At 70.7% G+C, this 21,869-nt stretch carries 19 protein-coding genes; 3 read left to right on the top strand and 16 right to left on the bottom strand.

The annotated features are described in order from the left end of the window. Window positions 1-7: 7 nt before the first annotated feature. Window positions 8-436, top strand: a complete 429-nt coding sequence (locus N5D30_RS18800; protein WP_279910179.1) for a DUF2141 domain-containing protein — start codon at window positions 8-10, stop codon at window positions 434-436. Here N5D30_RS18800 and N5D30_RS18795 read toward each other — a convergent pair. The 11 genes from N5D30_RS18795 to N5D30_RS18745 form a co-directional block, all read right to left on the bottom strand. Then, window positions 433-972: a lipocalin family protein gene (locus tag N5D30_RS18795; RefSeq protein WP_279910178.1), complete on the bottom strand. Its 540-nt coding sequence runs from the start codon at window positions 970-972 to the stop codon at window positions 433-435. The genes N5D30_RS18800 and N5D30_RS18795 overlap by 4 nt on opposite strands. 59 nt (window positions 973-1,031) lie before the next feature. Further along, window positions 1,032-1,286: an outer membrane protein assembly factor BamE gene (bamE, locus tag N5D30_RS18790; RefSeq protein ID WP_220812382.1), complete on the bottom strand. Its 255-nt coding sequence runs from the start codon at window positions 1,284-1,286 to the stop codon at window positions 1,032-1,034. Window positions 1,287-1,392: 106 nt separating this feature from the next. After that, on the bottom strand, window positions 1,393-1,992 hold the full coding sequence (locus N5D30_RS18785) for a DUF924 domain-containing protein (protein WP_279910177.1): 600 nt from the start codon (window positions 1,990-1,992) through the stop codon (window positions 1,393-1,395). Window positions 1,993-1,995: 3 nt separating this feature from the next. Further along, entirely contained in the window at window positions 1,996-3,006 is a 1,011-nt protein-coding gene (locus N5D30_RS18780; protein WP_279901634.1) for a class 1 fructose-bisphosphatase, read from the bottom strand. A 150-nt stretch (window positions 3,007-3,156) separates the two neighbouring features. Next, window positions 3,157-4,992, bottom strand: a complete 1,836-nt coding sequence (locus tag N5D30_RS18775; RefSeq protein ID WP_279910176.1) for an autotransporter domain-containing SGNH/GDSL hydrolase family protein — start codon at window positions 4,990-4,992, stop codon at window positions 3,157-3,159. 91 nt (window positions 4,993-5,083) lie between these two features. Then, window positions 5,084-6,418 (bottom strand): DUF3999 domain-containing protein, encoded by a 1,335-nt coding sequence (locus N5D30_RS18770; RefSeq protein WP_279910175.1) that lies wholly within the window; start codon window positions 6,416-6,418, stop codon window positions 5,084-5,086. Continuing rightward, a complete protein-coding gene (locus tag N5D30_RS18765; RefSeq protein WP_279910174.1) occupies window positions 6,415-10,002 on the bottom strand; it encodes a DUF2339 domain-containing protein in 3,588 nt (1,195 codons plus the stop codon). The genes N5D30_RS18770 and N5D30_RS18765 overlap by 4 nt, the downstream gene beginning before the upstream one ends. Before the next feature lie 542 nt (window positions 10,003-10,544). After that, window positions 10,545-11,252: a type 1 glutamine amidotransferase gene (locus N5D30_RS18760; protein WP_279910172.1), complete on the bottom strand. Its 708-nt coding sequence runs from the start codon at window positions 11,250-11,252 to the stop codon at window positions 10,545-10,547. Then, the gene (locus tag N5D30_RS18755) at window positions 11,252-12,448 is read right to left on the bottom strand and encodes an aminotransferase class III-fold pyridoxal phosphate-dependent enzyme (RefSeq protein ID WP_279910171.1); all 1,197 of its coding nucleotides are present in this window, start codon (window positions 12,446-12,448) and stop codon (window positions 11,252-11,254) included. Before N5D30_RS18755 ends, N5D30_RS18760 begins: the two co-directional genes overlap by 1 nt. Next, on the bottom strand, window positions 12,441-12,677 hold the full coding sequence (locus N5D30_RS18750) for a hypothetical protein (RefSeq protein WP_279910170.1): 237 nt from the start codon (window positions 12,675-12,677) through the stop codon (window positions 12,441-12,443). Before N5D30_RS18750 ends, N5D30_RS18755 begins: the two co-directional genes overlap by 8 nt. Next, window positions 12,674-13,372 (bottom strand): MOSC domain-containing protein, encoded by a 699-nt coding sequence (locus N5D30_RS18745; protein ID WP_279910169.1) that lies wholly within the window; start codon window positions 13,370-13,372, stop codon window positions 12,674-12,676. The genes N5D30_RS18750 and N5D30_RS18745 overlap by 4 nt, the downstream gene beginning before the upstream one ends. 124 nt (window positions 13,373-13,496) lie before the next feature. Between N5D30_RS18745 and N5D30_RS18740 the strand changes: the two genes are divergently transcribed. Then, the gene (locus tag N5D30_RS18740; RefSeq protein WP_279910168.1) at window positions 13,497-14,390 is read left to right on the top strand and encodes a LysR substrate-binding domain-containing protein; all 894 of its coding nucleotides are present in this window, start codon (window positions 13,497-13,499) and stop codon (window positions 14,388-14,390) included. Window positions 14,391-14,680: 290 nt separating this feature from the next. Then, the gene (locus N5D30_RS18735; RefSeq protein ID WP_279910167.1) at window positions 14,681-15,076 is read left to right on the top strand and encodes a YkgJ family cysteine cluster protein; all 396 of its coding nucleotides are present in this window, start codon (window positions 14,681-14,683) and stop codon (window positions 15,074-15,076) included. A 38-nt stretch (window positions 15,077-15,114) separates the two neighbouring features. Here the strand turns inward: N5D30_RS18735 and N5D30_RS18730 are convergent, their stop codons facing one another. The 5 genes from N5D30_RS18730 to N5D30_RS18710 are packed head-to-tail and all read right to left on the bottom strand — an operon-like array spanning window position 15,115 to window position 21,758. Next, complete coding sequence (locus N5D30_RS18730) at window positions 15,115-16,764, bottom strand: hypothetical protein (protein WP_279910166.1); 1,650 nt, start codon at window positions 16,762-16,764, stop codon at window positions 15,115-15,117. Next, window positions 16,761-17,927 (bottom strand): MFS transporter, encoded by a 1,167-nt coding sequence (locus N5D30_RS18725; protein ID WP_279910238.1) that lies wholly within the window; start codon window positions 17,925-17,927, stop codon window positions 16,761-16,763. The genes N5D30_RS18730 and N5D30_RS18725 overlap by 4 nt, the downstream gene beginning before the upstream one ends. A gap of 40 nt (window positions 17,928-17,967) precedes the next feature. Next, the gene (locus tag N5D30_RS18720) at window positions 17,968-18,168 is read right to left on the bottom strand and encodes a hypothetical protein (protein WP_220812321.1); all 201 of its coding nucleotides are present in this window, start codon (window positions 18,166-18,168) and stop codon (window positions 17,968-17,970) included. Next, entirely contained in the window at window positions 18,165-19,316 is a 1,152-nt protein-coding gene (locus N5D30_RS18715) for a PepSY domain-containing protein (protein WP_279910165.1), read from the bottom strand. Before N5D30_RS18715 ends, N5D30_RS18720 begins: the two co-directional genes overlap by 4 nt. 18 nt (window positions 19,317-19,334) lie before the next feature. Beyond that, on the bottom strand, window positions 19,335-21,758 hold the full coding sequence (locus N5D30_RS18710) for a TonB-dependent receptor (protein WP_279910164.1): 2,424 nt from the start codon (window positions 21,756-21,758) through the stop codon (window positions 19,335-19,337). Between the last annotated feature and the right edge of the window lie 111 nt (window positions 21,759-21,869).

Here is a 21,869-nt window from a genome sequence, read left to right as displayed (position 1 = left end):
TCGAATTATGCCACAGCGAATTCTTCAAACCGTAACCTGGCCGCGCCTTCTGGCCCTACTGTTCGTCAGTTCACAGGCCGTCGCCGGGGACATCCTGATCGACGTCGAGGGCCGCCAGGGCGATGCCCCCGTGCACCTGGCCCTGGTGCTCGCCGACCAGCCGGACTGGGACACCCGCGTGCTGCACCTGATCCAGGGCGGCGAGGCCGAGCTGCAGCTGCGCGACCTGCCGCCCGGGCGCTACGCCGTGCAACTGTTCCAGGATCTGGACGGCGACGGCGAGCTGGCGCTCAGCCGGCGCGGCGTGCCACGGGAGCCGGTGGGCTTCTCGACCAATCCGTCCCTGGTGAACGGCCAGCCGACGCCGCTGCGCTGCCTGTTCGAGCATGGCAGCGGCGATACGCGGATCACGGTGAAACTGCGCAGCAAGCGCTAGTCGGCGCGCCAGATCAGCTCCGAGGTGTCGTAGCCACGCGCGCGGGCCTCGGCCAGCAGACGCTCGCGCGTCTCGGACGAGACCTGCGGCGTGCGCGACAGCAACCACAGGTAGTCGCGGTCGGGATGGCCCACCAGGGCGACGCTGTAGTCGGCGTCGAGGTAGAGCACCCAGTAGTCGCCCCTGGCCAGGGTCGGGAAGAGGTTGCTGAACCAGTTGTTGAAGCGCACCCACAGTTTGTCCGTGCGCTCCGACCGTTGCAGCGTCGCCTCGCCGCGCGCCTCCTTCCATGTGCCCTCCGCGGTGCGACAGCGGTTGGTCACCGCCACCGCGCCGTCTTCGCGCAGGCGGTAGTGCGCCTCGGAGGCGACGCAGGCGCGCTGGAAAAACATCGGCAGGCGCGCCAGTTCGTACCAGGTGCCCTGGTAGCGCTGCAGGTCCACCGCGCCGGCGGTGCGCGGCGGGCCATCCGGGGCGCCGGAGCCGGCACAGCCGGCCAGGGCGAGAAACAGCAGCAGGAACAGGATGGCGCGCATGGGGTTCTCCTTCGGCGTATGCGGATTCGACCGCGGGCGCCGCCGAAGGAGCGGGAAAGTTACTTGAGCCCCTGGCCGGAGAAGATCACTACCTTGTCGGCGGCGAACTGGACGCTGATGAAGCTCTTCTCGTCGCCCCAGGTGCAGCTGGTCAGGCCGATGGCCCCCGAGCATTCGGTGGGGCTGCCGAGCAGGCTCTCCACTTCGCTCTTGGCCATGCCGGCCTTGAGCTTGGAATAGTTTTCCTGGTTGATCTTGCTGCAGGCGGCGAGCAGGACACAGGCGGCGAGTACGGCGTAGTGGCGCAGCGACATGAGGTGACTCCAGAACGGACCAGACTGCCGCCGAGCTTGCCACAGGATGCGTCCGATTGCGCCCCTCCGGCCTCCGCGGCGGTTCACAGTTCGCGCTTGCGCCGCTTCAGAAGCGCGAACCCGGTTGTTCGAGGAAGGCCAGTTCCTCGGGCGTGGACGGGCGGCCGAGGATCGCGTTGCGGTGGGGGAAGCGGCCGAAGCGGCGGATCACCTCGCGGTGGCGCTCGGCGAAGTCCAGATAGTTACCGAACAGTTCGTGCTCGCTGGCCGGCGCCTGGTTGCGCAGGGCGGTGAAGCGGGCGACGGCCTGGTCCTGCAGGGCGAGGTCCTCGGCGTGCTCCAGCACCAGGTAGGCGAACACCCGCTGGATGGGCACGAGTTCGGCGTCGAAGCCCAGGGCCAGGCCTTCATCCAGCAGCGCCCTGGCCCGCTCGTCGCCGGCGAAGGCCTGCGGGGTGCCGCGGTGGATCATGCGCGGTAGCTGGTCCAGCAGCAGGATCAGCGCCAGCCGGCCCTGCGCCTGCCCGGTCCAGTCCCGCAGGCCGCCGGCCTGCGCCTCGGAGCAGGGGTCGCCGAAGCGAAGGCGGGCTTCCTCATCCTGCTCGGGGCGGTAGCCGAACCACAGTCCGTTGCGCCGGGCCGCCACCTCGCCGGCGCTTGCGGCGTCGCCGAACCACCAGTCCAGCAGCGGCTGCCAGGCGCTCATGGTTCAGGCCTTGTGGTAGCCAGTGACGCGCTCGACTTCTTCCTTCGAGCCGAGGAATACCGCCACGCGCTGGTGCAGGGAGTCCGGCTGGATGTCGAGGATGCGCTGGTGGCCGTTGGTGGCGGCGCCGCCGGCCTGCTCGATGATGAAGGACATGGGGTTGGCCTCGTACATCAGGCGCAGCTTGCCCGGCTTCTCCGGCTCGCGGGCGTCGCGCGGGTACATGAACAGGCCGCCGCGGGTGAGGATGCGGTGCACGTCAGCCACCATGGAGGCGATCCAGCGCATGTTGTAGTTCTTGCCCAGCGGGCCTTCCTTGCCGGCCAGCAGTTCGTCCACGTATTGCTTGACCGGGGCTTCCCAGTGGCGCTGGTTGGACATGTTGATGGCGAACTCGGCGGTGCTCTCCGGCACGCGGATGTTGTCGTGGGTGAGCACGAAGCTGCCCAGTTCGCGGTCCAGGGTGAAGCCCTTGACGCCATCGCCCAGGGTCAGCAGCAGCATTGTCTGCGGGCCGTAGATGGCGTAGCCGGCGGCGACCTGTTGGGTGCCCGGCTGCAGGAAGGCCTGCTCGTTGAGGCTGTCGTTCTGGCTCAGGTGCTGGTCCGGGCAGCGCAGCACGGAGAAGATGGTGCCGACCGAGACGTTGACGTCGATGTTGCTGGAGCCGTCCAGCGGGTCGAACACCAGCAGGTAGGCGCCCTTCGGGTACTTGCCGGGAATCTGGTAGGCGTTGTCCATCTCCTCGGAAGCCATGCCGGCCAGGTGGCCGCCCCACTCGTTGGCCTCCAGCAGGATCTCGTTGGAGATCACGTCGAGCTTCTTCTGCACCTCGCCCTGGACGTTCTCGGTATCCATGCTGCCAAGCACGCCGCCGAGCGCGCCCTTGGAGACGGCGTGGCTGATTTCCTTGCAGGCACGCGCCACCACCTCGATGAGGAAGCGCAGGTCGGCCGGCGTGTTGTGACTGCGGGTCTGTTCGATGAGGTAGCGGCTGAGGGTGACGCGCGACATGGAGGGGCTCCGGAGGCGTGGAAAAATCGGCGGCAGTTTAACCCTTTGCGGGCTCGGGCGCCTCTGCCGTGCCCGACAGCAGATGAGAGGATGGCGACACGGGGGAAGTTCAAGAACGCGGCCCCGTTGCGGGGCCGCGGGATAGAGCGCTTACAGGTCCCAGGAAAGCGACAGGTTGACGCCATGCTGGTCGCTGTCGTCGGCGTCGCGGTAGGTGTAGGCGCCGCGCACCGCCAGGCCCTGCGCGATCTGGTGGCTGACGCCGAAGCTGGCGCGCCAGGTCTTGTCGTCCGGCGTGTAGCCTTCCAGGGTGTAGCCGATGGTCGGCAGGCTGCGCAGGGACATGTCCACATCGCCGGCGTCGTCCTCGTACTCGCGCTCCAGCGCCAGTTCGCCGAACAGGCGGGTCTGCTGGCTCAGGTCGAACAGGCCCTGCAGGCCGACGCCGAGGCGCTTGGAGGTGCGTTTCTGGTCGCCGAAGTTCAGCGCGGTGGCGCTCAGGCCGTCCTCGGCGTAGCCGTCCACCTCGACCCTCGCATAGTCGGCGCTGACGAACGGGCTGAGGTGCCAGGGGCTGTCGCTGCTCTGGGCGATGTCGTAGCCGACCCGGGCGCTCAGGCTCCACAGGTCGCCGTCGGTGTCAGCCTTCTCGCGACGGGTGGAGGTGCCCAGGGCGAACTGGCGGTCGAGGTCGTGGTAGTCCAGGTAGCCGACGCTGGCGGCCAGCTCGCCCCACCAGCGGTTGTGCTGGTACTGGGCGAAGGCGGTGGCGAGGTAGCTGCGCAGGTCGTAGTCGGAATCGCCGGCGCCGACCTCCAGGCCCTGCTCGTAGAGCCCCGCCGCCAGGCCGATGCGCCAGGCGTCGTCGAGGCGGTAGCTGGCGCCGAGGTTGAGGCTGTAGCCGTTGCCGTCGGCGTCGCCGCCATGGATGTCGTAGTTCTGCCGCTGGCCGCCGGCGTTGATGAAGGTGCGCACCTGGCCGACCGCCTGCCAGGCTTCCCAGTCCGCCAGCCACTGGGCGCGCAGCTGGTCCTGGTGGGAGCGCAGGGTGCCGTGGGCCATTTCCGGCAGCAGGCTGACCTCCCAGGGGGCGGCCAGCAGGGAATGGGCGTAGTCGGCGATCAGCATCTGGCCGGCGATGGTGGGGTGCACGCCATCGTTGAACAGCAGCTTGGTCGGGTCGGGGTTGGTGCCGTTCAGGCCGTAGACCGGGTTCGGCGTGGAGCAGCCGTCGAAGCAGGTGCCGATCAGGTTCTGGTCGGTCGCCAGGCCGTACTGCCCGGGGTTGGCCAGCACTTCCGAGAGCATCAGCGGCACGTTCAGCGGGATCACCTGAGCATCCACCGTCGGCAGCAGGCGGACCAGCTCGTCGTTGTAGGCCAGGCCGAGCTGGGAGACGGTGTCCGCCAGCGAGGTGGTGGAGATGGCCGGGGTCTTGCCTACGTCCGGCAGCAGCCAGACCATGATGTAGCGGGCGCCGGACTGCTGCAGGGTCTGCAGGCTGTCGACCAGGCGCCCGGCCGCGGCCTGGGCCGTCTCCGGGCTGGTCACGCGAAACTGGAGGAAGTCGTTGCCGCCGCCGGTCAGGTAGTACAGGGCATTCGGGTCGGCACGTCCGCCAACGGAGGCGAGGTAGCCGTCGGCGCTGTTGATCGAGTCGAGAATCTGGTCGGTGCGGTAGCCACCTACCGCCCAGTTGTTGCCACCGGCGTTCGCCGAGGCGAGGCCGGCGTCGTCGAGGCCCAGCCGCTCACCCAGGATCATCGGCGCGACCGGGCCGAAGGCTTCGCCCGGCAGGTAGGTCGGGCCGGTGCGGTTGGTGAAGCGCGTGGTGGCGCCGTCAGGGCCGTCGCTATCGGCGCTCCAGCCGGCATCGCTCAGGCTGTCGCCGAATACGACCAGGGAAGAATAGGGAGACGCATGCAGCGAGAGGGAAGCACCGGCCAGCAGGCATGCGGCGGCCAGGGGAGTCAGGATGCGCTTCATCGGAAAATCCTTATCGTTGTTGTTCGACCGGTTGGCACCTCCCTGACTCTAGCGTGATTTGCGTCGCAATTCACCACATACGCGCAGACCTCTAGCGATCCCCCGACTCCGGCTTGCGCAACAGGCTGAAGGCCATGCCGCCCAGCAGGGCGACGCCGGCCAGCAGCACGCCCCACAGGCCGAGGCGCTGCCAGTCGTACGCCGGCTGGCTGGCGGTCGCCCGCTCAGGGGCCGGCGCCGTGTCCGGGGCGATGGCGGTTCCCAGGCTGGCCAGGCGGCCGGGCTCGTAGCCAGGAATCAACGTTCCCAGCGGCAGCGCGGCCGAGCGCGCCGAGGCGTCGCCGACGGCCAGCCGGTACGGTTCGGAGCCCCGGGCGAGGAACACCACCTGGGTTCCGTTCAGCGCCACGCGCAGGGCCGGAGCCTCCTGGCCGAGCCCGCCGCCACGGGCATCGACCCGCAGGCGCAACTGCTGCACCGGCACGCTGGGCAACTCGATCTCGTCATGCAGCGACTCCTTGCCGTTCTCCGGCAGGCGATAGAGCAGGCCGGCCGCCAGGGGCTGCCACTCCAGCGTGCCGGCGCGCCGCGCCGCCAGGCTGACCGGGGCCAGCACGTTGCCCGCCGGCAGCTCCACGCGGATGCGTTTCAGGGGCAGCGCCAGCGGTAGTTCCCAACTGTATTCACCGGCCTTGGCCGAGGCCGGCACCAGCGGCGCGGACCAGGCCAGCGCCGGCCCCTGGTCGCGCCGCTCAACGCTCACCAGGCGCGCGTCGAGCAGCGCCGGCGCCTGTCGCGGGGCCTGCCAGAGCAGGCGCAGATAGCGGGCCTTGGCCCCCGGCAGCGGCACCTCGCGCTGTTCGACGCGCTCGTCGGCGAAGCTCAGGCGGGCGATCTGCCCGTCGTCCCATGGCCGCCAGTGCTGCAGGTCGTCGCTGGCCTCGATGGAGAAGCGCTGGAAGCCTTCCTGCTCGGTACTCCAGTCCAACCGCAGGCGGTGCAGGGGCTGGTCGAAGGCGCTGGCGTCCAGCAGCCAGCCGCGCAGCACCTGCTCGCCCTCCCCGGCCGATTCCGGCGCCACTTCCACCAAGGTGCCGGTGGTACCGCGCTGCACGCGGATGGCCGGCGCCGCCGGGGCATCGGCCGGCCCGCGCAGGGGGAACCATTTCACCGCCGCCTCGACGCGCCTCTCCTCGGGACGGGCGCTGCCCAGGGTCAGCGCGTAGGCCAGTTCCTCGCCCTCGGCGTTGAGCACCCGCAGGTCGCGCAGGTCGGCATGGCTGGCGGCCAGCTGCAGGCCGAACGGCACCTCCAGGCGATACCAAGGCCCCTCGCCCTCCAGGCGCAGCGGCACCTGGGTGGTCTGGGCGGCCTGGAGCCAGGGCGTCGCCAGCAGGGCGAGCAGGCAGAGGATGGACTTGTTCATGAGGTCACCTGTGGGGATTCGGTCTTGCGCGGCGGCAGCGGGGCGAAGTAGCCGACCACCAGCAGCAGCACGCCGACGCCGATGAAGGAGACGATGCGCTCCAGGCCGCCGCGGTTGCCCAACTCGACGAAGAACAGCTTGGCCACCACCACGGCGATCAGCGCCGCGCCCAGCAGCCACAGCTCGCGGCGGCCGCGCAGGTGGCCGAGGATCATCAGCGGCAGGGCGATCAGGGTCCAGACGATGGACAGGCCGGCCTGCACCAGCATCGAGTCGAGCAGCGCATCCAACTCATAGGGCACGCCACCCCAATGGTGGGCGGCGCGGAACACGGCGGCGGTGAGCACGGCGAACAGCGTGGCGCCGACCACGGCCTGGGCGATGCGCTCGCCGTGCGCGGCCAGCCCCAGTTGCGGCAGGCCACGGCGCAACCAGGCGTAGACCGCCAGCAGCACCAGCAGCATGCCCAGCTCCAGCGGGTTGAACAGCGGCAGGTAGGGCAGCGGTTCGGCGCTGCCGTCGCTGGCGACGTTGGCCAGCCAGATCCAGCCGAGCATCAGCGCCGCCAGCGGCGCCGCGGCCAGCACCCGGTACTCGCGTGCGTAGGCAGCCACCGGCCAGGGCCAGGCGCGCGGCGCGGCCATCGCCAGGAGGAACAGGCTCGGCAGCACGGCCCAGCCCAGCCAGCGCCAGGCGTTGTAGTGCTCAGCCAGCAGCATCAGCCCGTAGCGCAGCTCCAGCGCCAGCACGCCGAGCACCAGCCAGCAGCCGAGCACATGGGCGGCGCGGCGTGGCCCCGCCGGCAGCAGGCCGTCCAGGCGCCTTAGCGACCACAGGTGAGCGGCGAACACCAGGCCCCAGCCGAGCCAGCCGAAGCCGGCCGCCGGATGATAGGTGCGATGCGCCAGGTGCAGCAGGATGACCACCGCCGCCGGCACCAGCAGCAGGCAGAGCAGCGCCAGGGAACGCCAGCGCAGGCGCCCGGCCAGCCAGCTCCACAGCCCCGTGCTGAGCGCGGCCAGGGCGAGCAGCGCGGCGCCCTGCCACGCGGGGTCGGCGAAGCGCAGCACCTCGCTGGTCAGGGCCAGCGCCCACCAGCCGGCGCCCCAGGCCAGCAGCAGTTGAGACAGGCGTTGCAGGCTCAGGCTGCCCAGCGCCCCGGCCTGCTGGCGCAGCAGCACGTGGCGCAGACGCCAGGCGCCGACCTGGGCGGCCAGCGCCAGCACCAGCGGTGCCCAGAAGCCGGCATGGGCCAGCGGACGCAGCCCCTCGCTCGGCAACTGGCCGAGCAGCAGCGGGCTGGCGGCCAGGAAGGCGACGCCGCCGACCACCTGCAGCAGCAGGCCGAACAGGAAGCTGGCGCGCAGTTGCAGGCGCAGGCTGAGCCAGATGATCAGCAAACCGCTGCCGGCCCAGACCGCCGCAGCGCTGCGCCAGGGCAGCACGAACAGCACGGCCAGATTGACGAACAGCAGGCCGACCAGCATGACCAGCGACAGGCCGCGCATCAGCCGCACGTCCTGGCTCACCAGCCGGTCGCGCACGGCGATCAGCATGCCGGCCACCAGCGCCAGGCCGATCAGCGAACACACCAGCAGGCCGCGCCAGCCGGAATGCAGCGCGCCGGAATCACCCAGGCCGCCGCCCTGCATCTGAACGAGGAACACGCACCCGCCCAGCAGTTGCACGGCGAAGGCGGTGAACAGGAAGCTGCGCGCCTGCAGGCGCAGGCCGGCGAACAGGGTCGCCAGGCCGGCCAGCGCCCAGGCGATGGCCGTGCCCTCGGCCCCCAGGCACAGCGGCGCGATCAGATAGAGGAAGGAAAGACCCGCCACCGCCAGCCAAGGCAGGCCGGCGCGCTCCCAGTCGCGGCTGGCCTCGGCCGGCGCACAGCGCAGCTGCCACCCGGTGAACAGCAGCGCCGCGCCGAGCATCAGTGCCCCCAGCGGCGCGCCGTCCAGCAGGGTGTCGCGGCCGATGTCCAGCTGCCCGAGGAAGGCCAGCGCCGCGCCGAGCTGCAGCAGCAGCGCGAAGGCGCGGGCCAGCGGCCGGCCCTGGCGCAGGCCCAGCCAATAGATGCCGGCGCCCTCCACCGCCCAGGCGGCGGAGGTCCAGCGCGCATCGAGGCCCAGCGGGATCGCCAGGGTGCCGAACACCACGCCCAGGGCCAGGCAGGTTTCCGTCAGCAGCAACACGTTGCGCCCGCGCAGCACACGCGCCAGGCTCAGGTAGAACAGGCCGAGGGCCAGGGCGCTGAAGGCGGCGGCCAGCTCGATATGCTGGACCACCGCGTACTGCAGACCGAAGCCCACCAGCGGCGGGCCGAACAGCACGGTGCCGTCGATGTAGTCGGCGCGCCCGCGTGACCAGCGCAGCAGCTCGTCGCGTCCCTCGGGCGCGTCGGCCGCCTCGCGCAGCTTGCGCCGGGCGAACAGCAGGCCGATGGCCACGTACATCAGGAAGAACAGCACCAGGAAGGGTTCGGTGCTCCACAACAATTCCGGCGTGTAGGAGCGCAAACCCCAGGCGAAGCCGATGCCGAAGGTGCCGACGAAGCCGACCAGGTTGAGCAGGCGCCAGGCCTTGAACCAGGCGATGGCGAGGATGCCGGCGTTGAGCAGGACGAAGTAGGAGAACAGCGCCACATGGTTGCCGCTGCCGGTGGAGGTGAGGATCGGCGCGACGAAGCCGCCGAGGGCCGCCGCCACCGCCAGGCCCAGCGCGTTCTGCGCCACCGCCAGGATGGCCGAGAAGGCGGTGACCAGCACCAGCAGGCCCAGGGCCATCTTCGGGTCGAGCAGCGGGTGCAGGCGCATGGCGGCGAACACCGTCAGGTACAGCACGGCGATGCCGGTGCCCTGCAGCATCAGGCCGTAGTTCGGGTTGCGCCGGCGCAACCACCAGCCCAGGCCCAGCAGGGCGATGGCGCTCGCTGCCACGCCCGCATAGCGCAGCGCCACCGGCACTTCCATGCCCTCGGTGGCGTAGCGCAGGAGGAAGGCCAGGCCGAGGAACAGCAGCACTACGCCGATCCGCAGCACGGTGTTGCCGCCCAGCAGCCAGGCCTTGGCCAAGGCGATTCCACGCTCGATGGGCGACGGCTCGCGCGGCTTCGCGGGACGGGGTTCGGGGCGGCGCGGAGGAGTCGGCGGCGGCGTGGGAACGTGAGCGGCAGGCGGCGCGGCTTCGATGGAGGCCGGGGCTGGTGTCGCTTGCTGAAGCTCCGGCAGCTCCCAGACCAGTTCGTCCGGCATGGACTCGGGCGCGGGCGCGATCTCCGGTTCCAGCTCAGGCGGCACAGCTTCGGCCACCGGCGGCGCCTCGGGAGCCGGAGGCGCCGCCGTCGCCGGCCGGCCGCTTTCCAGCTTCACCAGCCGCTCGTACAGGGCCGTGGTGCCGTGCTCGAAACGCTCGGCGAAGCCCTTCAGCTCCCGGCGCAGCCCGGCGTTCTCCGCCGCCAGCTGCTGCAGCCGCAGCGCCTGGCCCAGCCCCAGGCCGATCAACCCGCCGAGCAGGGCCGAGGTCACCGATTCTCCGACCAGTGCGCCGAGCACCAGGCCGACCAGCATGAAAATCCATTGCATGCAGTATTTCCCGAGCCGTTGAGGCGAAATGCTTCACCGAGGAGCCACCGAGTATATCGGCGCACCGGAAGCTACCCAGTGATGACGTTGGCTAACTGGTGCATGGGCACAACGTTTCGCTTGCTTATGGTTGCACCGCGCTCAAGAAGCGTGACCTGTAGCCATCGAGAGCAAGGAGCCCAACCCGCGCAACAGCGAGTCAAAGTGAGTCGCCCGGGAGGGCGAAATCAGAAGCGTCCGAACGCTCGGTAACCGGCCAGAAACCGCATCCCCGGATTTCATCCGGGCTACGCCGGTGCGCACAGCGCACCCTACGACAGCAGGCCGTCGCGCCGGTCAGGTGCAACAAAACAGCCATAAAAAAGCCATGTACCAGTTACGTGTTGGAGGCGTAACTCTGCTCTTGTGGGAGCGGCTGGACGGCATTCCGATTGGCCGCGAAATTCGCGGATAAATCCGCTCCCACAAGGTGTGCAGCAACTCACGTGGACACAACCATAAAAAAGGCCCCGGGAGTGGGGCCGAGCGCAGGGTAACGCCAATCAGGTCAGGTGGGCGTGGGGCCCGCTGAGGTAGTCGAGCAGGCGGAACAGGCTGGCCTTGAGGGACGCGCAATGGGCGCTGCCGGCCTGGATGGTGGCGGCGTCCTGAACCGCGCCGGGGCGCTCCAGGTCCTCGGGGCAAGCGGCGATCAGCGCCTCAATGCTCGCCGGGCTGCTTTCCAGGTGGCATTGCAGCGCCACCGCCCGCTCCTCCCAGACGAAGCCCTGCAGGGCGCAGGCGGCCGAGTGGTAGAGCGGGATGGCGCCGGCCGGCAGGCTGAAGGTCTCGCCGTGCCAGTGCATGGCCATCAGTCGCTGCGGCAGCATCCGCCCCAGCGGCGAGCGGCGCGCCTCGGCGTGCTGTTCGATCAGGTGCCAGCCGATCTCCGCCGTGTCGGCCACGCGCACCTCGCAGCCCAGGGCCTCGGCCAGCAGCTGGCCGCCCAGGCAGATGCCCAGCACCCGCTTGCCGGCGTCCAGCACCTCGCGCAGCAGGCGTTTCTCGGCCACCAGCCAGGGATATTCGGCCTCGTCGTGCACGCTCATCGGCCCGCCCATGATCACCAGCAGGTCGAAGTCCTCCGGCCTCGGCAGGGCGTCGCCGGCATGCAGGTGATGCACCCGCGCCAGCAGGCCGCGCCGGTCCAGCCACTGGCCGATCTGCGCCGGCCCCTCGAATGCCACGTGCTGCAGGATGGCGATGCGCATCACACCACCTCCCTGGCCGGCCGGCAGGCGCGCTCCAGCGCCCGGTGCAGGCGCCGCAGCATTTCTTCGATGTTGCCCGGGCTCACCGTCAGCGCCGGCGAGAAGCGCAGCACGCCGGGCTGCGGCGCGTTGATCAGCAGCCCTTCGCGCAGGGCCGCGCGGGCCACCTGGGCGGCGTTGTCGGCGGCCAGGGGCAGGCCCAGCAGCAGGCCGTGCCCGCGCGGGACGCCGGCGCCGAAGCGGCGGCCGATCCGCGCCAGGCCGTCGCGCAGTTGCTGGCCCACGGTGCGTATCTGTTCCAGCATGCCGGGCTCCAGCACGGCATCCAGCACCACCAGGCCGGCGGCCGTCATCAGCGCGTTGCCGTGGTAGGTGCCGCCCTGCTCGCCCGGCTCGAAGCAGCACGCGTTGCCGCGGGCCAGCAGCGCCGCCAGCGGCACGCCGCCGCCGAGGCCCTTGCCCAGGGTGATGACGTCGGCGCGCACGCCGTAGAGTTCCTCGGCCAGCAGGCTGCCGCAGCGGCCGACGCCGGTCTGCACCTCGTCGAGGATCAGCAGGATGCCGCGCTCGCGACACAGTCGCTCGGCGCCCTGCAGGTAGTCCAGCTCCGCCGGCAGCACCCCGGCCTCGCCCTGCACCGGCTCCAGCATCAGCGCCACCACGTCGTCCGCGAGCGCCGCGTCGAGGGCCGCCAGGTCGTTGTAGGGCACCTTGCAGAAGCCCGGCACCTTGGGCTCGTACAGCGCCTGGAAGGCCGGCTTGCCGGAGGCAGACATGGCCCCGAAGGTGCGCCCGTGGAAGCTGTTGACGGCGGTGACCATGCGATAGGCGCCGCCCTTGTGCAGCTGGCCCCACTTGCGCGCCAGCTTGATCGCGCCCTCGTTGGCCTCGGCGCCGCTGTTGAGGAAGTAGGTCTGGTCGCTGCCGGTGGCCTGGCACAGGCGCCCGGCCAGCTCGAGCATGCCGCCGTTGTAGTAGGCCGGGCCCGGGTTGATCAGCAGGCGGGCCTGGCGGTGCAGCGCCTCGACCAGCGCCACCGGGCTGTGGCCCAGGCTGTTGACCGCCCAGCCCTGGGTGAAGTCCAGGTAGGAGCGGCCGTCCGCATCCCACAGCCAGGAGCCCTGACCGCGCACGAACAGTTGCTCGGGGCGCTGCACGGTGTTCATCAGGCGGTCGCGGGACCAGTCATCACGCATCGGGGTACTCCAGGTAGTGATAGTGGACGCCGAGCAGGCGGATGCCGTCCGGGCCGCACTCGACGATGCGCCGCTGCTCGCGGCGCTGCTGCACGCGCAGGGCGAAGCCCTCGGCGGCGGGGAAACGGTCGGCCAGTTCGCCGCGCACCTCGTCCAGGCGCGCGGCGCCGACCGTCAGCTCGGCCCACAGACGGCCGTCGCGGTGCAGCTGGATCAGGTAGTCGTTCATGCGCTCAGCACCGGACGCGCCGGGCCCTCCAGGCGGCTGCGCCAGTCCTCCAGCTGGCCGCTGGCGAGCCGCCGCGCCACGCTGTGGCGCCAGCGCTCGGACAGCGCCTGGCAGGCCAGCAGCTGCTGCAGGCCGCCCCGCTCCAGGGGGAACTGGAAGTAGCTGCGGATCGCCTGGGCCACGCTCAGGCCCGGGTGGCTGCGCTGCACCAGCTCCAGCGGCAGGGCCGCACCGACCCAGCCCGGGCGCAGCACGCGGAAGAACCAGCCGCACAGGCCGTTGTCCTGCATCTCCAGGGCCAAGCCGGGCAGCGCCCAGCGCTCGGCGAGACGGTAGCAGGGCGAGCGCGGCTGGCTGACCTGCAGCAGGGCGTCGCCCCAGCGGAACAGGTCGCCGATGCACACCTGGCTCTCCAGCAGGCCACGGCTGGCCAGGTTCTCGCCGAAGGCCGGGCGCTGCCAGGCCACCTGCGGGTAGCGCTCGCGCCAGTAGGCGTAGTGCTCGGCGGGGTACAGGTGCACGGCCCGCTCGGGGCCGCCGTGGTGGCGGCTGTCGCCCTGCTCGTCGCCCTCCAGCCCCAACGGGCCGAGCCAGACTTCGGCGGCCGCCGGCAGCTTGTCCAGCGCGCTGAGGTAGCCACGCCCCTCATCCACGGCTTTTCCTATGAATAACCCCGCCACTTCCGCCTTCGCCATTTGCCTTTCGCCACCCCGGTAGCGCTGTAGATGGAGCAAATGATAGGGAGCAGCCGGGTGCGACGACATTTCGATTTAGCAGCTTCATTGATAAGCTTCACTTATCGATTTTAGGAAAACCGCCATGGACTTTCGCCAGCTGCGCTACTTCGTCGCCCTCTACGAAGAAGGCCATGTCGGCCGCTCCGCCGAACGCCTGAGCCTGTCGCAGCCGGCGCTGTCGCAGCAGATCCGCCAGCTGGAGCAGAACCTGGAGGTGGCGCTGTTCCAGCGCAGTGGCAAGCGCCTGCTGCCGACCCTCGCCGCGCACACCCTGTACGGCCACGCGCTGCCCCTGCTCGACGGCCTGGAGCGCGCCCGCGACGCCCTGCGCGCCTTCCGCGGGCGGGCGCCACGCAGCCTGGCCATCGGCGTGCTGCAGACGGTCAACGCCAGCCTGGTCCCGCATCTGCTGGAGAAACTGCGCGCCGCCCAGCCGCAGCTGGTGGTGCAGATCTACGAGCTGTCCGGCCTGGACATCGAGCGGCGCCTGCTCAGCGGCAGCCTGGACATCGGCATCGGCTTCCTGCCGCCGCGCCAGCCGGGCCTGCACAGCCTGGAGCTGTACGAGGACGAGCTGCAGCTGGTGGTGCCGCCGGAGCATGCGCTGCGCGAGTTCAGGAAGGTGTCGCTGGCCCAGGCGGCGGAGCAGCCCATGCTGCTGCTCGGCGAGGAATTCCGCGTGCGGCAGATCTGGCAGGAGCAGTTGGCCCTGCTCGGCCGCCGGCCCCACGTGCAGGCCGAGCTCAACCACATGAGCGGCATCCTCGACAGCCTGCCCCACTCGGCCGGCCTGGCCACCGTGCTGCCGGGCCGCGCGCGCCAGCTGCACGCCAACCAGGGGCTGCTGTGGAAGCCGATCAGCGAGCCGCGGGTGCCGCTGCGGGTCGGCCTGGTGTTCCGCGACGCCCAGCGCCAGCAACCGACGCTGGACCTGCTGGGCGCGCTGCTGGAGGACGTGGTGAAGGGCAATGCCTGACGCGGAAAAGAAAAAACCCCGCTTGCGCGGGGTTCTGCAGACTGGTTCCTGACATCCTTGATCCGTGCGCCATCCTGGCGAACGATTCCTTCATGTCCCTGTTATTTCGGTGCGCTTCCTGCGCTAAGTCCTTGAAAGCGAGATTAATCCTGCAGCTGGCAGTCTGATAGCAGCGTTCGCCGGCACGCTTTGTAAGCCAAAGATTACAAAGCCGCCGAGCGGGAACGGCTTCACAAAGTCCGCCCGGTCGTTATCATCGCGCGCCTGCCAACGCCGCCACCGAGCCCGACATGAGACCGCAACTGATCGCCGCCGCGGATATCGATCGCATCGAAACCTGGAGCAAGTACAACAAGGACATGTGCACCAGTTGCATGTCCACCTGCTGCACCCTGCCAGTGGAAGTGCGCCTTTCCGACCTGATCCGCATCGGCGTGGTCGACGAGTTCGAGCGCGGCGAGCCGGCGAAGAGCATCGCCAGGCGCCTGCAGAAGGAGGGCCTGATCGAGCGCTTCAACCAGAAGTCGGGCATCTTCACCCTGACCCGCATGAGCAACAACGACTGCATGTACCTGGATCGCAAGAGCCGGCTCTGCACCATCTACGACAAGCGCCCGGACACCTGCCGCAACCATCCGCGCATCGGCCCGCGCCCGGGCTACTGCGCCTGGCGCCCGAAGGGCTAGCCGCAACCCGCGCGCCTGGCTCGCGGGTTGCACCCGCCCTACGGATGGGAGGCGGCCCGCTGCCGCGCCAGTTCCGCGCGCATCGCCTCGATGCGCGCCCGCCACGTCGCCCGCTCGCTCTCCGGCTTGGCCAGCCACCAGTCGCGCACCGGCGAATTGTCGTGGGGCTCGACCCAGCCGGCGTAGCGTTCCAGCTGGGCCTGGGGGAAGCCGCTGTCGCGGCCGCGCAGGTAGCGGTCGAAGAAGCCGATGACGAAAGCGTTGGGCGCGCCGATCAGCACCCCCACCGGCGCCGTGCCGGCCATCGCGTCGCGCAGCGGGCGGCGCGCCAGCAGGGCGTTGTCGGTGAAGCCCGCGTGCACCGAATCCTTGAGCACCAGGCGGTGGATGTCCGGGCGCTGGCCGGCGTGCTCGAAGCGCTCGAAGGAGAAGTCGTTGAAGGCGTGCAGGTGCCCCGTGGGCTGCGCGCCGAGCATGCGGTAGAAGCCGTGCAGGTCGGCATGGAACATCAGCAGCGGCACCGGCAGGTCGGCGTCGAACGGGGCGAAGTCGAAGTCACTGCCGTCGAGGTTGACCGCCGCCGCGCAGCGCCGGTCGACCATGCACACCGCGCCGGTGGCCGCACCGCCGAAGGACATGCCCATCTCGCCGGTGCGGCCGAACTCGCTGGCGGCCACCAGGTCGGCGACGTTGGCCGGGACCGCGCCGGCCTGCAGCGCGTCGTGCACGAACAGGCGGTCGGCCAGCCACACCGGCGCGCTGATGGCGATGCCGCGGTTGCCCGGCGGGACGATCTCGGTGGCGGTGCGCAGCTGGCCGTCGAGGCGCTGGTCCAGATCCTGTGCCGTGTAGCCGCGCACCATCGGTTCGGCGAAGCCGTTCTCCAGGGCGTGGCGGATGTGCGTCGCCAGCCCCGGGTCCATCGGCAGCACCTGGCCGTCCGGCAGCACCGCCGGCGACGAGTCGCCGCTGTGGTGGATGGAGTAGACCGCGTAGCCGTGGCTGGCCAGGGCCTCCATCAGCGCCGAGTCGGCGGCCGGGTAGGCGGTGTAGCCGTGGCTGAAGAAGATCACCGGCAGCTTGCCGGCCTCGCGCCGCAGCGGCGCATCCTCGTAGGCGTTGGTACGCACGTGGCGCAGGTGGGCCAGCAGCGGCGGGAAGCCGAACAGGGAGCCGAAGCCGCGCGCGGTGGTGGCGGCCTCGGCTTCGTCGAAGTAGTGGCGCGGCCGCGCGCCGGCCTCGGGCAGCGCCGGGTACCAGACGCGCACCAGCAGGCGGCGCGGCTGGTCCGGCGCGGCGCCGAGCAGGCCCGGGCGCGCGCGGCCGACCAGCTCGAAGTCGCGCAGGCCCACGGCGTACGGCCCGTCCGGCGGCGGCAGGTCGCTCACCGGGAACAGGTAGATCGGCGCCAGCGCCACCAGGGCCAGCAGGACGAACAGCGCGCCGGACAGCCAGGGCACGCCCGCGCGCCGGCGCCGCCACAGGGCCAGCACGCCGAGCAGGAGCAGGCCGAGCGCCAGGCCGGCGCCGGCCTGCCAGCGGTCGACCCAGACGCCGTAAGCGCCGGCCAGCACGGCCACCGCGGCGGCCAGCCACAGCAGGCGCGCGCGCCCCGGCAGGCGCGGCAGCCACCAGGCGAGCAGGAACACCGCCAGCGCGCCGAGCAGCAGTACGTCGCTGGCGATCATGCCGCGCGCTCCGCCAGGGGCGCCGCGCGGGACGGCCACAGCACGCAGAGCACCAGCAGGGCGGCGATCAGCAGGAAGGGCGCGCCGGGGTGGAGTTCGTAGACCAGGGTGCCGACCAGCGGCCCGACGATCATGCCCACGCCGTGGGCGGCGGCCAGGGTGCCGGCGGCCGAGCCCTGTTCGTCGGCCTGCACCGCGTTGGCGGTGAGCGCCGACACCGAGGGGAACACCCAGCCCATGCCGGCGGCCGCGACGAAGTAGGCGGCCCACAGCAGCGGCGCGCTATCGGCCAGGATCACCGCGGCGAAGCCCAGCGCCGAGACCAGCCCGCCGATCAGGATCAGCCGCTGCGGCGGCCAGTTCAGCCGGCGCAGCAGCAGCTGGGCGAGGATCAGCGCCACACCCACGGCGGTCAGGGCGATGCCCGCCGCCCGCGCCGCGCCGTTGGCGTCCAGGCGCAGCTGGTCGAGGGCGAAGAAACCCACCGCGACCTGGGCGATGGTGACGCTGAACATCGCGGCGAAGCCCAGCACCAGCGGCCGGCGCACGCGCGGGTCGGTCAGGCGCAGCGGCGGCGTGTTCTGCACGTGAGGCCGCTCGTCGTGGGGCAGCCAGCGCCACATCACCAGCAGCGCCGCCAGCGGCAGCAGGGCGGTGAGCACCAGCGGCAGCTCCAGCCCGTAGGCGGCGAGCAGGCCGGCCAGGCCCGGCCCGACCACCATGCCCACGGCGCTGGCCGCGCCCAGCCCCGCCATGGCCTGGGCGCGCTGCTGCGGCTCGATGTGATCGGCCACCAGCGCGGCGCCGACGGTCGGCACCGCCGCGTAGAAGCCACCGGCGATGCCGCGCAGCAGCACCACGCCGACGAAGGCCAGCCAGGGCGCCGGCAGCCAGCGCAGCGCCAGCACCACGAACAGGCACAGCAGCAGGTACGACAGCACGAAGCCGCCGAGCCCGCGCAGCAGCACCACGCGGCGCCCGCGGCGGTCGCTCGCCGCGCCCCAGAAGCGCGCCAGCAGCACCCAGGCGATGCCGCCCACCGTCACCGTGACGCCGGCCTGCCAGGGCGCCAGGCCGAGCACCCGGGCGATGGGGCCGACCAGGGCGACGAAAGACATCATCGCCAGGGTGCAGGCGAAGGTCTCGAACACCAGCGGCAGCATGTTGAAGCGCGGCGCCGCCGTGGCCTGCGCGGTCGTCGGCTCACTCACCACGCTTGCTCCGTGCCTCGGCCGGCGACAGGCGCCACCAGACCACCGCGATCAGCACCAGCGGCACGCCCAGGGTCAGCCACGACAGCAGGTCGTAGACCTCGTCGCCGACCAGCGCCGAGATCAGGCCGAACAGGCTGAGTACGCCCAGCAGCAGCGGCCAGCGGAAGATCATCCAGAGTCCGCGTCTCATGCCCTGCCCTCCACGGCCAGTCCACCGGCGTCCAGTTCCGCCAGGCGTTTCTCCAGCGGTGCCTTGCGCCGGCCCAGCCAGAGGTAGATGCCACTGCCGAGCACGACGATGGCGATGATGTCGAGCAGCGCCCAGATGATCTTCAGCGGCAGGCCGCCGTAGTCACCGAAGTGCAGCGGCTGGGAGATCAGCAGGGTCTTCACGTACATCGGCATCTCGCGCATGTCGGTCAGTTCGCCGGTCTGCGCGTCCACCAGGGCCGGCTTGAGCAGGCGCGCGGTGAGCGGCGTGTTGCCGCGCATGAACACCGCGTAGTGGTGCTGGCTGCTGAACTGGGTGCCGGGGAAGGCGACGAAGCTGACCTCCATCTCCGGCGCCGCCGCGCGGGCGGTCTCCAGCGCCTTGTGCAGCGAACCGAGCTGCTCCAGCGGCGGCAGGTCCTTGTACGGCGCGGTCATCTCGGCCAGCTGGCCGCCCTGCCACAGGCCGAGGATCGGCAGCGCCAGGGTGTTGATCACCCCGGTGGCGCCGACCACCAGCACCCAGGCCAGGGTGGCGATGCCGAGCACGTTGTGCAGGTCCAGCCACTTGAGCCGGGTGCTGCGGCCGGTGCGCACGGTGGCGAAGTCCAGCTTGCGCATGAACGGCGTGTAGACCACCACCCCCGACACCAGCGAGGCCACCAGCAGCAGGCCCATGAAGCCGAGGAACAGGTAGCCGGGCAGGCCGAGGAACAGGTCGGTGTGCAGGCGCAGCATCAGGTTCATGAAGCCGTCGTCCGGCGGCTCCGGCGGAAACAGCTTGCCGGTGCGGGTATCGAACGGCTGGGCATGCGCCTCCAGCGGCGGCGGCACCAGGGTCGGCGCGGTGAACACCGCGCCGAGCGGGTCCTCGGGGTCGAAGCCGACGAAACGCACCACCTCGCCCGGACGCGCCGCCAGGGCGCCGGCGATGACCTGGTCATAGTCGATGCGCGGTGAATCGGCGGTGATCTCGCCCAGTTCCGGGTGCGGGTCGAAGTAGTGCTCGATCTCCTCGTGGAAGATCAGCGGCAACCCCGTCAGGCACAGCAGCAGCAGGAAGATGGTGGAGATCAGGCTGGTCCACTTGTGCACCAGGTACCAGTTACGCAAGGCTCGGGCGGTCATGTTCGGCTCGTTTTATCGTTAGAGGTCCACGCTCGCCGAGAGCTGCAGGGTACGGCCGGCACCCAGGTACAGGTAGCCGGCGGTCGAGGTACCCCAGTAGTCCTCGTCGAACAGGTTGTCCAGGTTGGCGCGCAGTACCACCGGCTTGCCCAGCGACTCGAAGCGGTAGCGGGCGCCCACGTCGACCCGCACCCAGCTCGGCAGGCGCAGGGTGTTCTCCTGGTTGGCGTACTGCTCGCCAGTGTAAATGGTGCGCGCGGTCAGGGTCAGGCCGGGCACGGCGCCGAGGTCCCACTCGCCGCCGAGGTTGAGCTGCTTGCGCGGCACGCCGATGGCGTCATTGCCGTCGTGGGCGCCGCCCTGGGTCTTGGTCAGCTTGGCCTGGGTGTAGGCGGCGCCGCCGAGCAGGCGCAGCTCGGGCGTCACCTCGCCGAACAGGTCCAGCTGCAGGCCGCGGTTGCGCTGCTCGCCGCCGGCGCGGAAGAAGCCGTTCTCGGTGATGCTGCTGGGGCGCTCGATCTGGAAGGCCGCCAGGCTGGCGCCGAAGCCGTCCCACTCGCCCTTGACGCCGACTTCCTTCTGCTTGGTGACGTAGGGCGCCAGCATCTCGCCCGGGTTGTTGGCGGTGATCGGCGCGCTGTCGCCCTTGCTCAGGCCCTCGACGTAGTTGGCGTACAGCGAGATGTTCTCCCACGGCTTGACCACCAGGCCGGCCAGCGGGGTCAGCTCGCGCTCGTCGTAGCCTTCGCCGCTCGGCGTGCCGACGTTCATGGTGTAGTTCTGCGCCTCGACCCGCTGCCGGCGCACGCCGAGGGTCAGCGCGACGCGCCCGTCGAGCACCGACAGGGTGTCGGCCAAGGCGTAGCCGGTCAGGGTGGCGGTGGTGTAGCGGAGGGCGTGGGCGGCGATGCCGTCGGTGCTCGGCGTGGCGCTGTACACCGGGTGGTACAGGTTGGACTGGCGCAGCGAGGTCATGTAGGTCATGAAGTCGAAGAAGATGTCGCTGTTCTGCACCAGGCGGGTGGCGCCCAGGCTCAGGTGGTGGCTCACCGGGCCGGTGTCGAAGTTCGCCCGCAGGCCGGCCTCGGCGGAGTGGGAGTAGACGTCGTAGACCTGCCAGGCGGGCGTCGAGACGAAGTCGCCGGCCTCGTTGAGCAGGGTCGGGTTGCCGGTCATGGCGTCCATCTCGCTGGTGCGGTCGCCGTAGCCGGCGTAGGCGGTCAGCCAGTCGGTCAGGTCGTATTCGCCCTGCACCATGAGGGTACGGTCACGCATGGAGGAGTAGCCGAAGCCCGGGTAGGCGGGATCGTCGTCCGGCGCGTCGGGGATGGCGGTCAGGGTCGGGGCCACGCCGAACTGGCGGACCACGCTGTCGAAGTCCTCCAGCTGGTAGACGTAGTCGGCCGACAGGCGCAGGCGCTCGCCGGCGTAGTCCAGGCCCAGGGAGGTGAAGCGGGCCTCGACGTCCTGGCGGTCGACGATGCTGTCGCCGTCGCGGTAGGCACCGTTGAAGCGCACGCCGAACTCGTTGCCCGCGCCGAAGCGGCGGCCGAGGTCGACCTGGGTGCCCAGCACCGAGTCGGACTGGTAGTTGACCCCGACCCGGGCCAGCGGATCGGCGTCGGCGCGCTTGGTCACCAGGTTCACCGCGCCGCCGACGGCGCCGCTCGGCGACATGCCGTTGAGCATCGCGCTCGGCCCCTTGAGCACCTCGACGCGCTCGGCCATCTCCACCGGCACGCGGTAGAACGGCACCAGGCCATACATGCCGTTGAGCGCGATGTCGGCGCTGTACACCGGGAAACCGCGCAGGGAGAAGTCCTCGTTGATGCCGGTGCGGGCGGTGGCGATCTGCGCCGATGGCTCGTTGGCCAGCACGTCGGCGACGCTGCGCGCCTGCTGGTCACGGATGGTCTGGGCGGTGTAGCTGGTGATGCTGAAGGGCGCGTCCATCAGGTCGGCGTTGCCCAGCATGCCGAGGCGCCCGCCGCGCGCCACCTGGCCGCCGGCGTATTCCACCGGCAGCTCGTTGGCGCGGCTGCGCAGGCCGGTCACCTGGGAGGTGGGCAGTTCCACCGCGTCGGCGGCCTCGGCCAGGCGCACCAGGGTGTAGCTGCCGTCGTCGCGCCGCTGCAGCTGCAGGCGGTTGCCGCCGAGCAGGCGGTTGAGGCCGTCCACCGACGAATAGCTGCCGCTCAGGCCCGGGCTCTGCAGCCCCTCGGTCAGGGACGGGTCGAAGGACAGCGACACGCCCGCCTCGCTGGCGAAGGTGGCCAGGGCGCGCCCCAGCGGGCCGGAGGGAATCTCGTAGCTGCGCGCCTCGTCGGCGGCCAGCAGGGGCTGCGCCGCGCCGGCCAGGGCCAGCGACAGCACGGCATGACGCACCGCGAGGCGGAGCGAACGGGCGGAGACGTGGGGCAGGAGCGCGCGCGAAACGGACATGCGGGGTGTTCCTCTGGCACGGAGGCCTTGGCAATGGACGGATTCGTCGTCATTGCCAGCCGAGATCGGAAAAGGTCTCACCTGCGCTCGATCTTTTTCATCGGCCATGCC

The organism is Pseudomonas sp. GD03875 (genome assembly GCF_029840585.1).
Taxonomy (GTDB): Bacteria; Pseudomonadota; Gammaproteobacteria; order Pseudomonadales; family Pseudomonadaceae; genus Aquipseudomonas; species Aquipseudomonas paralcaligenes.
This window is presented reverse-complemented; position numbering and strand designations above follow the sequence as displayed.

Coding starts and splice junctions, on each gene's coding strand:
- N5D30_RS18735 (WP_279910167.1), top strand. CDS start 14,681: ATGAGACCGCAACTGATCGCCGCCGCGGATATCGATCGCATCGAAACC.
- bamE (WP_220812382.1), bottom strand. CDS start 1,286: ATGTCGCTGCGCCACTACGCCGTACTCGCCGCCTGTGTCCTGCTCGCC.
- N5D30_RS18775 (WP_279910176.1), bottom strand. CDS start 4,992: ATGAAGCGCATCCTGACTCCCCTGGCCGCCGCATGCCTGCTGGCCGGT.
- N5D30_RS18800 (WP_279910179.1), top strand. CDS start 8: ATGCCACAGCGAATTCTTCAAACCGTAACCTGGCCGCGCCTTCTGGCC.
- N5D30_RS18750 (WP_279910170.1), bottom strand. CDS start 12,677: ATGAACGACTACCTGATCCAGCTGCACCGCGACGGCCGTCTGTGGGCC.
- N5D30_RS18710 (WP_279910164.1), bottom strand. CDS start 21,758: ATGTCCGTTTCGCGCGCGCTCCTGCCCCACGTCTCCGCCCGTTCGCTC.
- N5D30_RS18745 (WP_279910169.1), bottom strand. CDS start 13,372: ATGGCGAAGGCGGAAGTGGCGGGGTTATTCATAGGAAAAGCCGTGGAT.
- N5D30_RS18715 (WP_279910165.1), bottom strand. CDS start 19,316: ATGACCGCCCGAGCCTTGCGTAACTGGTACCTGGTGCACAAGTGGACC.
- N5D30_RS18740 (WP_279910168.1), top strand. CDS start 13,497: ATGGACTTTCGCCAGCTGCGCTACTTCGTCGCCCTCTACGAAGAAGGC.
- N5D30_RS18720 (WP_220812321.1), bottom strand. CDS start 18,168: ATGAGACGCGGACTCTGGATGATCTTCCGCTGGCCGCTGCTGCTGGGC.
- N5D30_RS18730 (WP_279910166.1), bottom strand. CDS start 16,764: ATGATCGCCAGCGACGTACTGCTGCTCGGCGCGCTGGCGGTGTTCCTG.
- N5D30_RS18780 (WP_279901634.1), bottom strand. CDS start 3,006: ATGTCGCGCGTCACCCTCAGCCGCTACCTCATCGAACAGACCCGCAGT.
- N5D30_RS18760 (WP_279910172.1), bottom strand. CDS start 11,252: ATGCGCATCGCCATCCTGCAGCACGTGGCATTCGAGGGGCCGGCGCAG.
- N5D30_RS18785 (WP_279910177.1), bottom strand. CDS start 1,992: ATGAGCGCCTGGCAGCCGCTGCTGGACTGGTGGTTCGGCGACGCCGCA.
- N5D30_RS18755 (WP_279910171.1), bottom strand. CDS start 12,448: ATGCGTGATGACTGGTCCCGCGACCGCCTGATGAACACCGTGCAGCGC.
- N5D30_RS18795 (WP_279910178.1), bottom strand. CDS start 972: ATGCGCGCCATCCTGTTCCTGCTGCTGTTTCTCGCCCTGGCCGGCTGT.
- N5D30_RS18725 (WP_279910238.1), bottom strand. CDS start 17,927: ATGCTGCCGCTGGTGTTCGAGACCTTCGCCTGCACCCTGGCGATGATG.
- N5D30_RS18770 (WP_279910175.1), bottom strand. CDS start 6,418: ATGAACAAGTCCATCCTCTGCCTGCTCGCCCTGCTGGCGACGCCCTGG.
- N5D30_RS18765 (WP_279910174.1), bottom strand. CDS start 10,002: ATGCAATGGATTTTCATGCTGGTCGGCCTGGTGCTCGGCGCACTGGTC.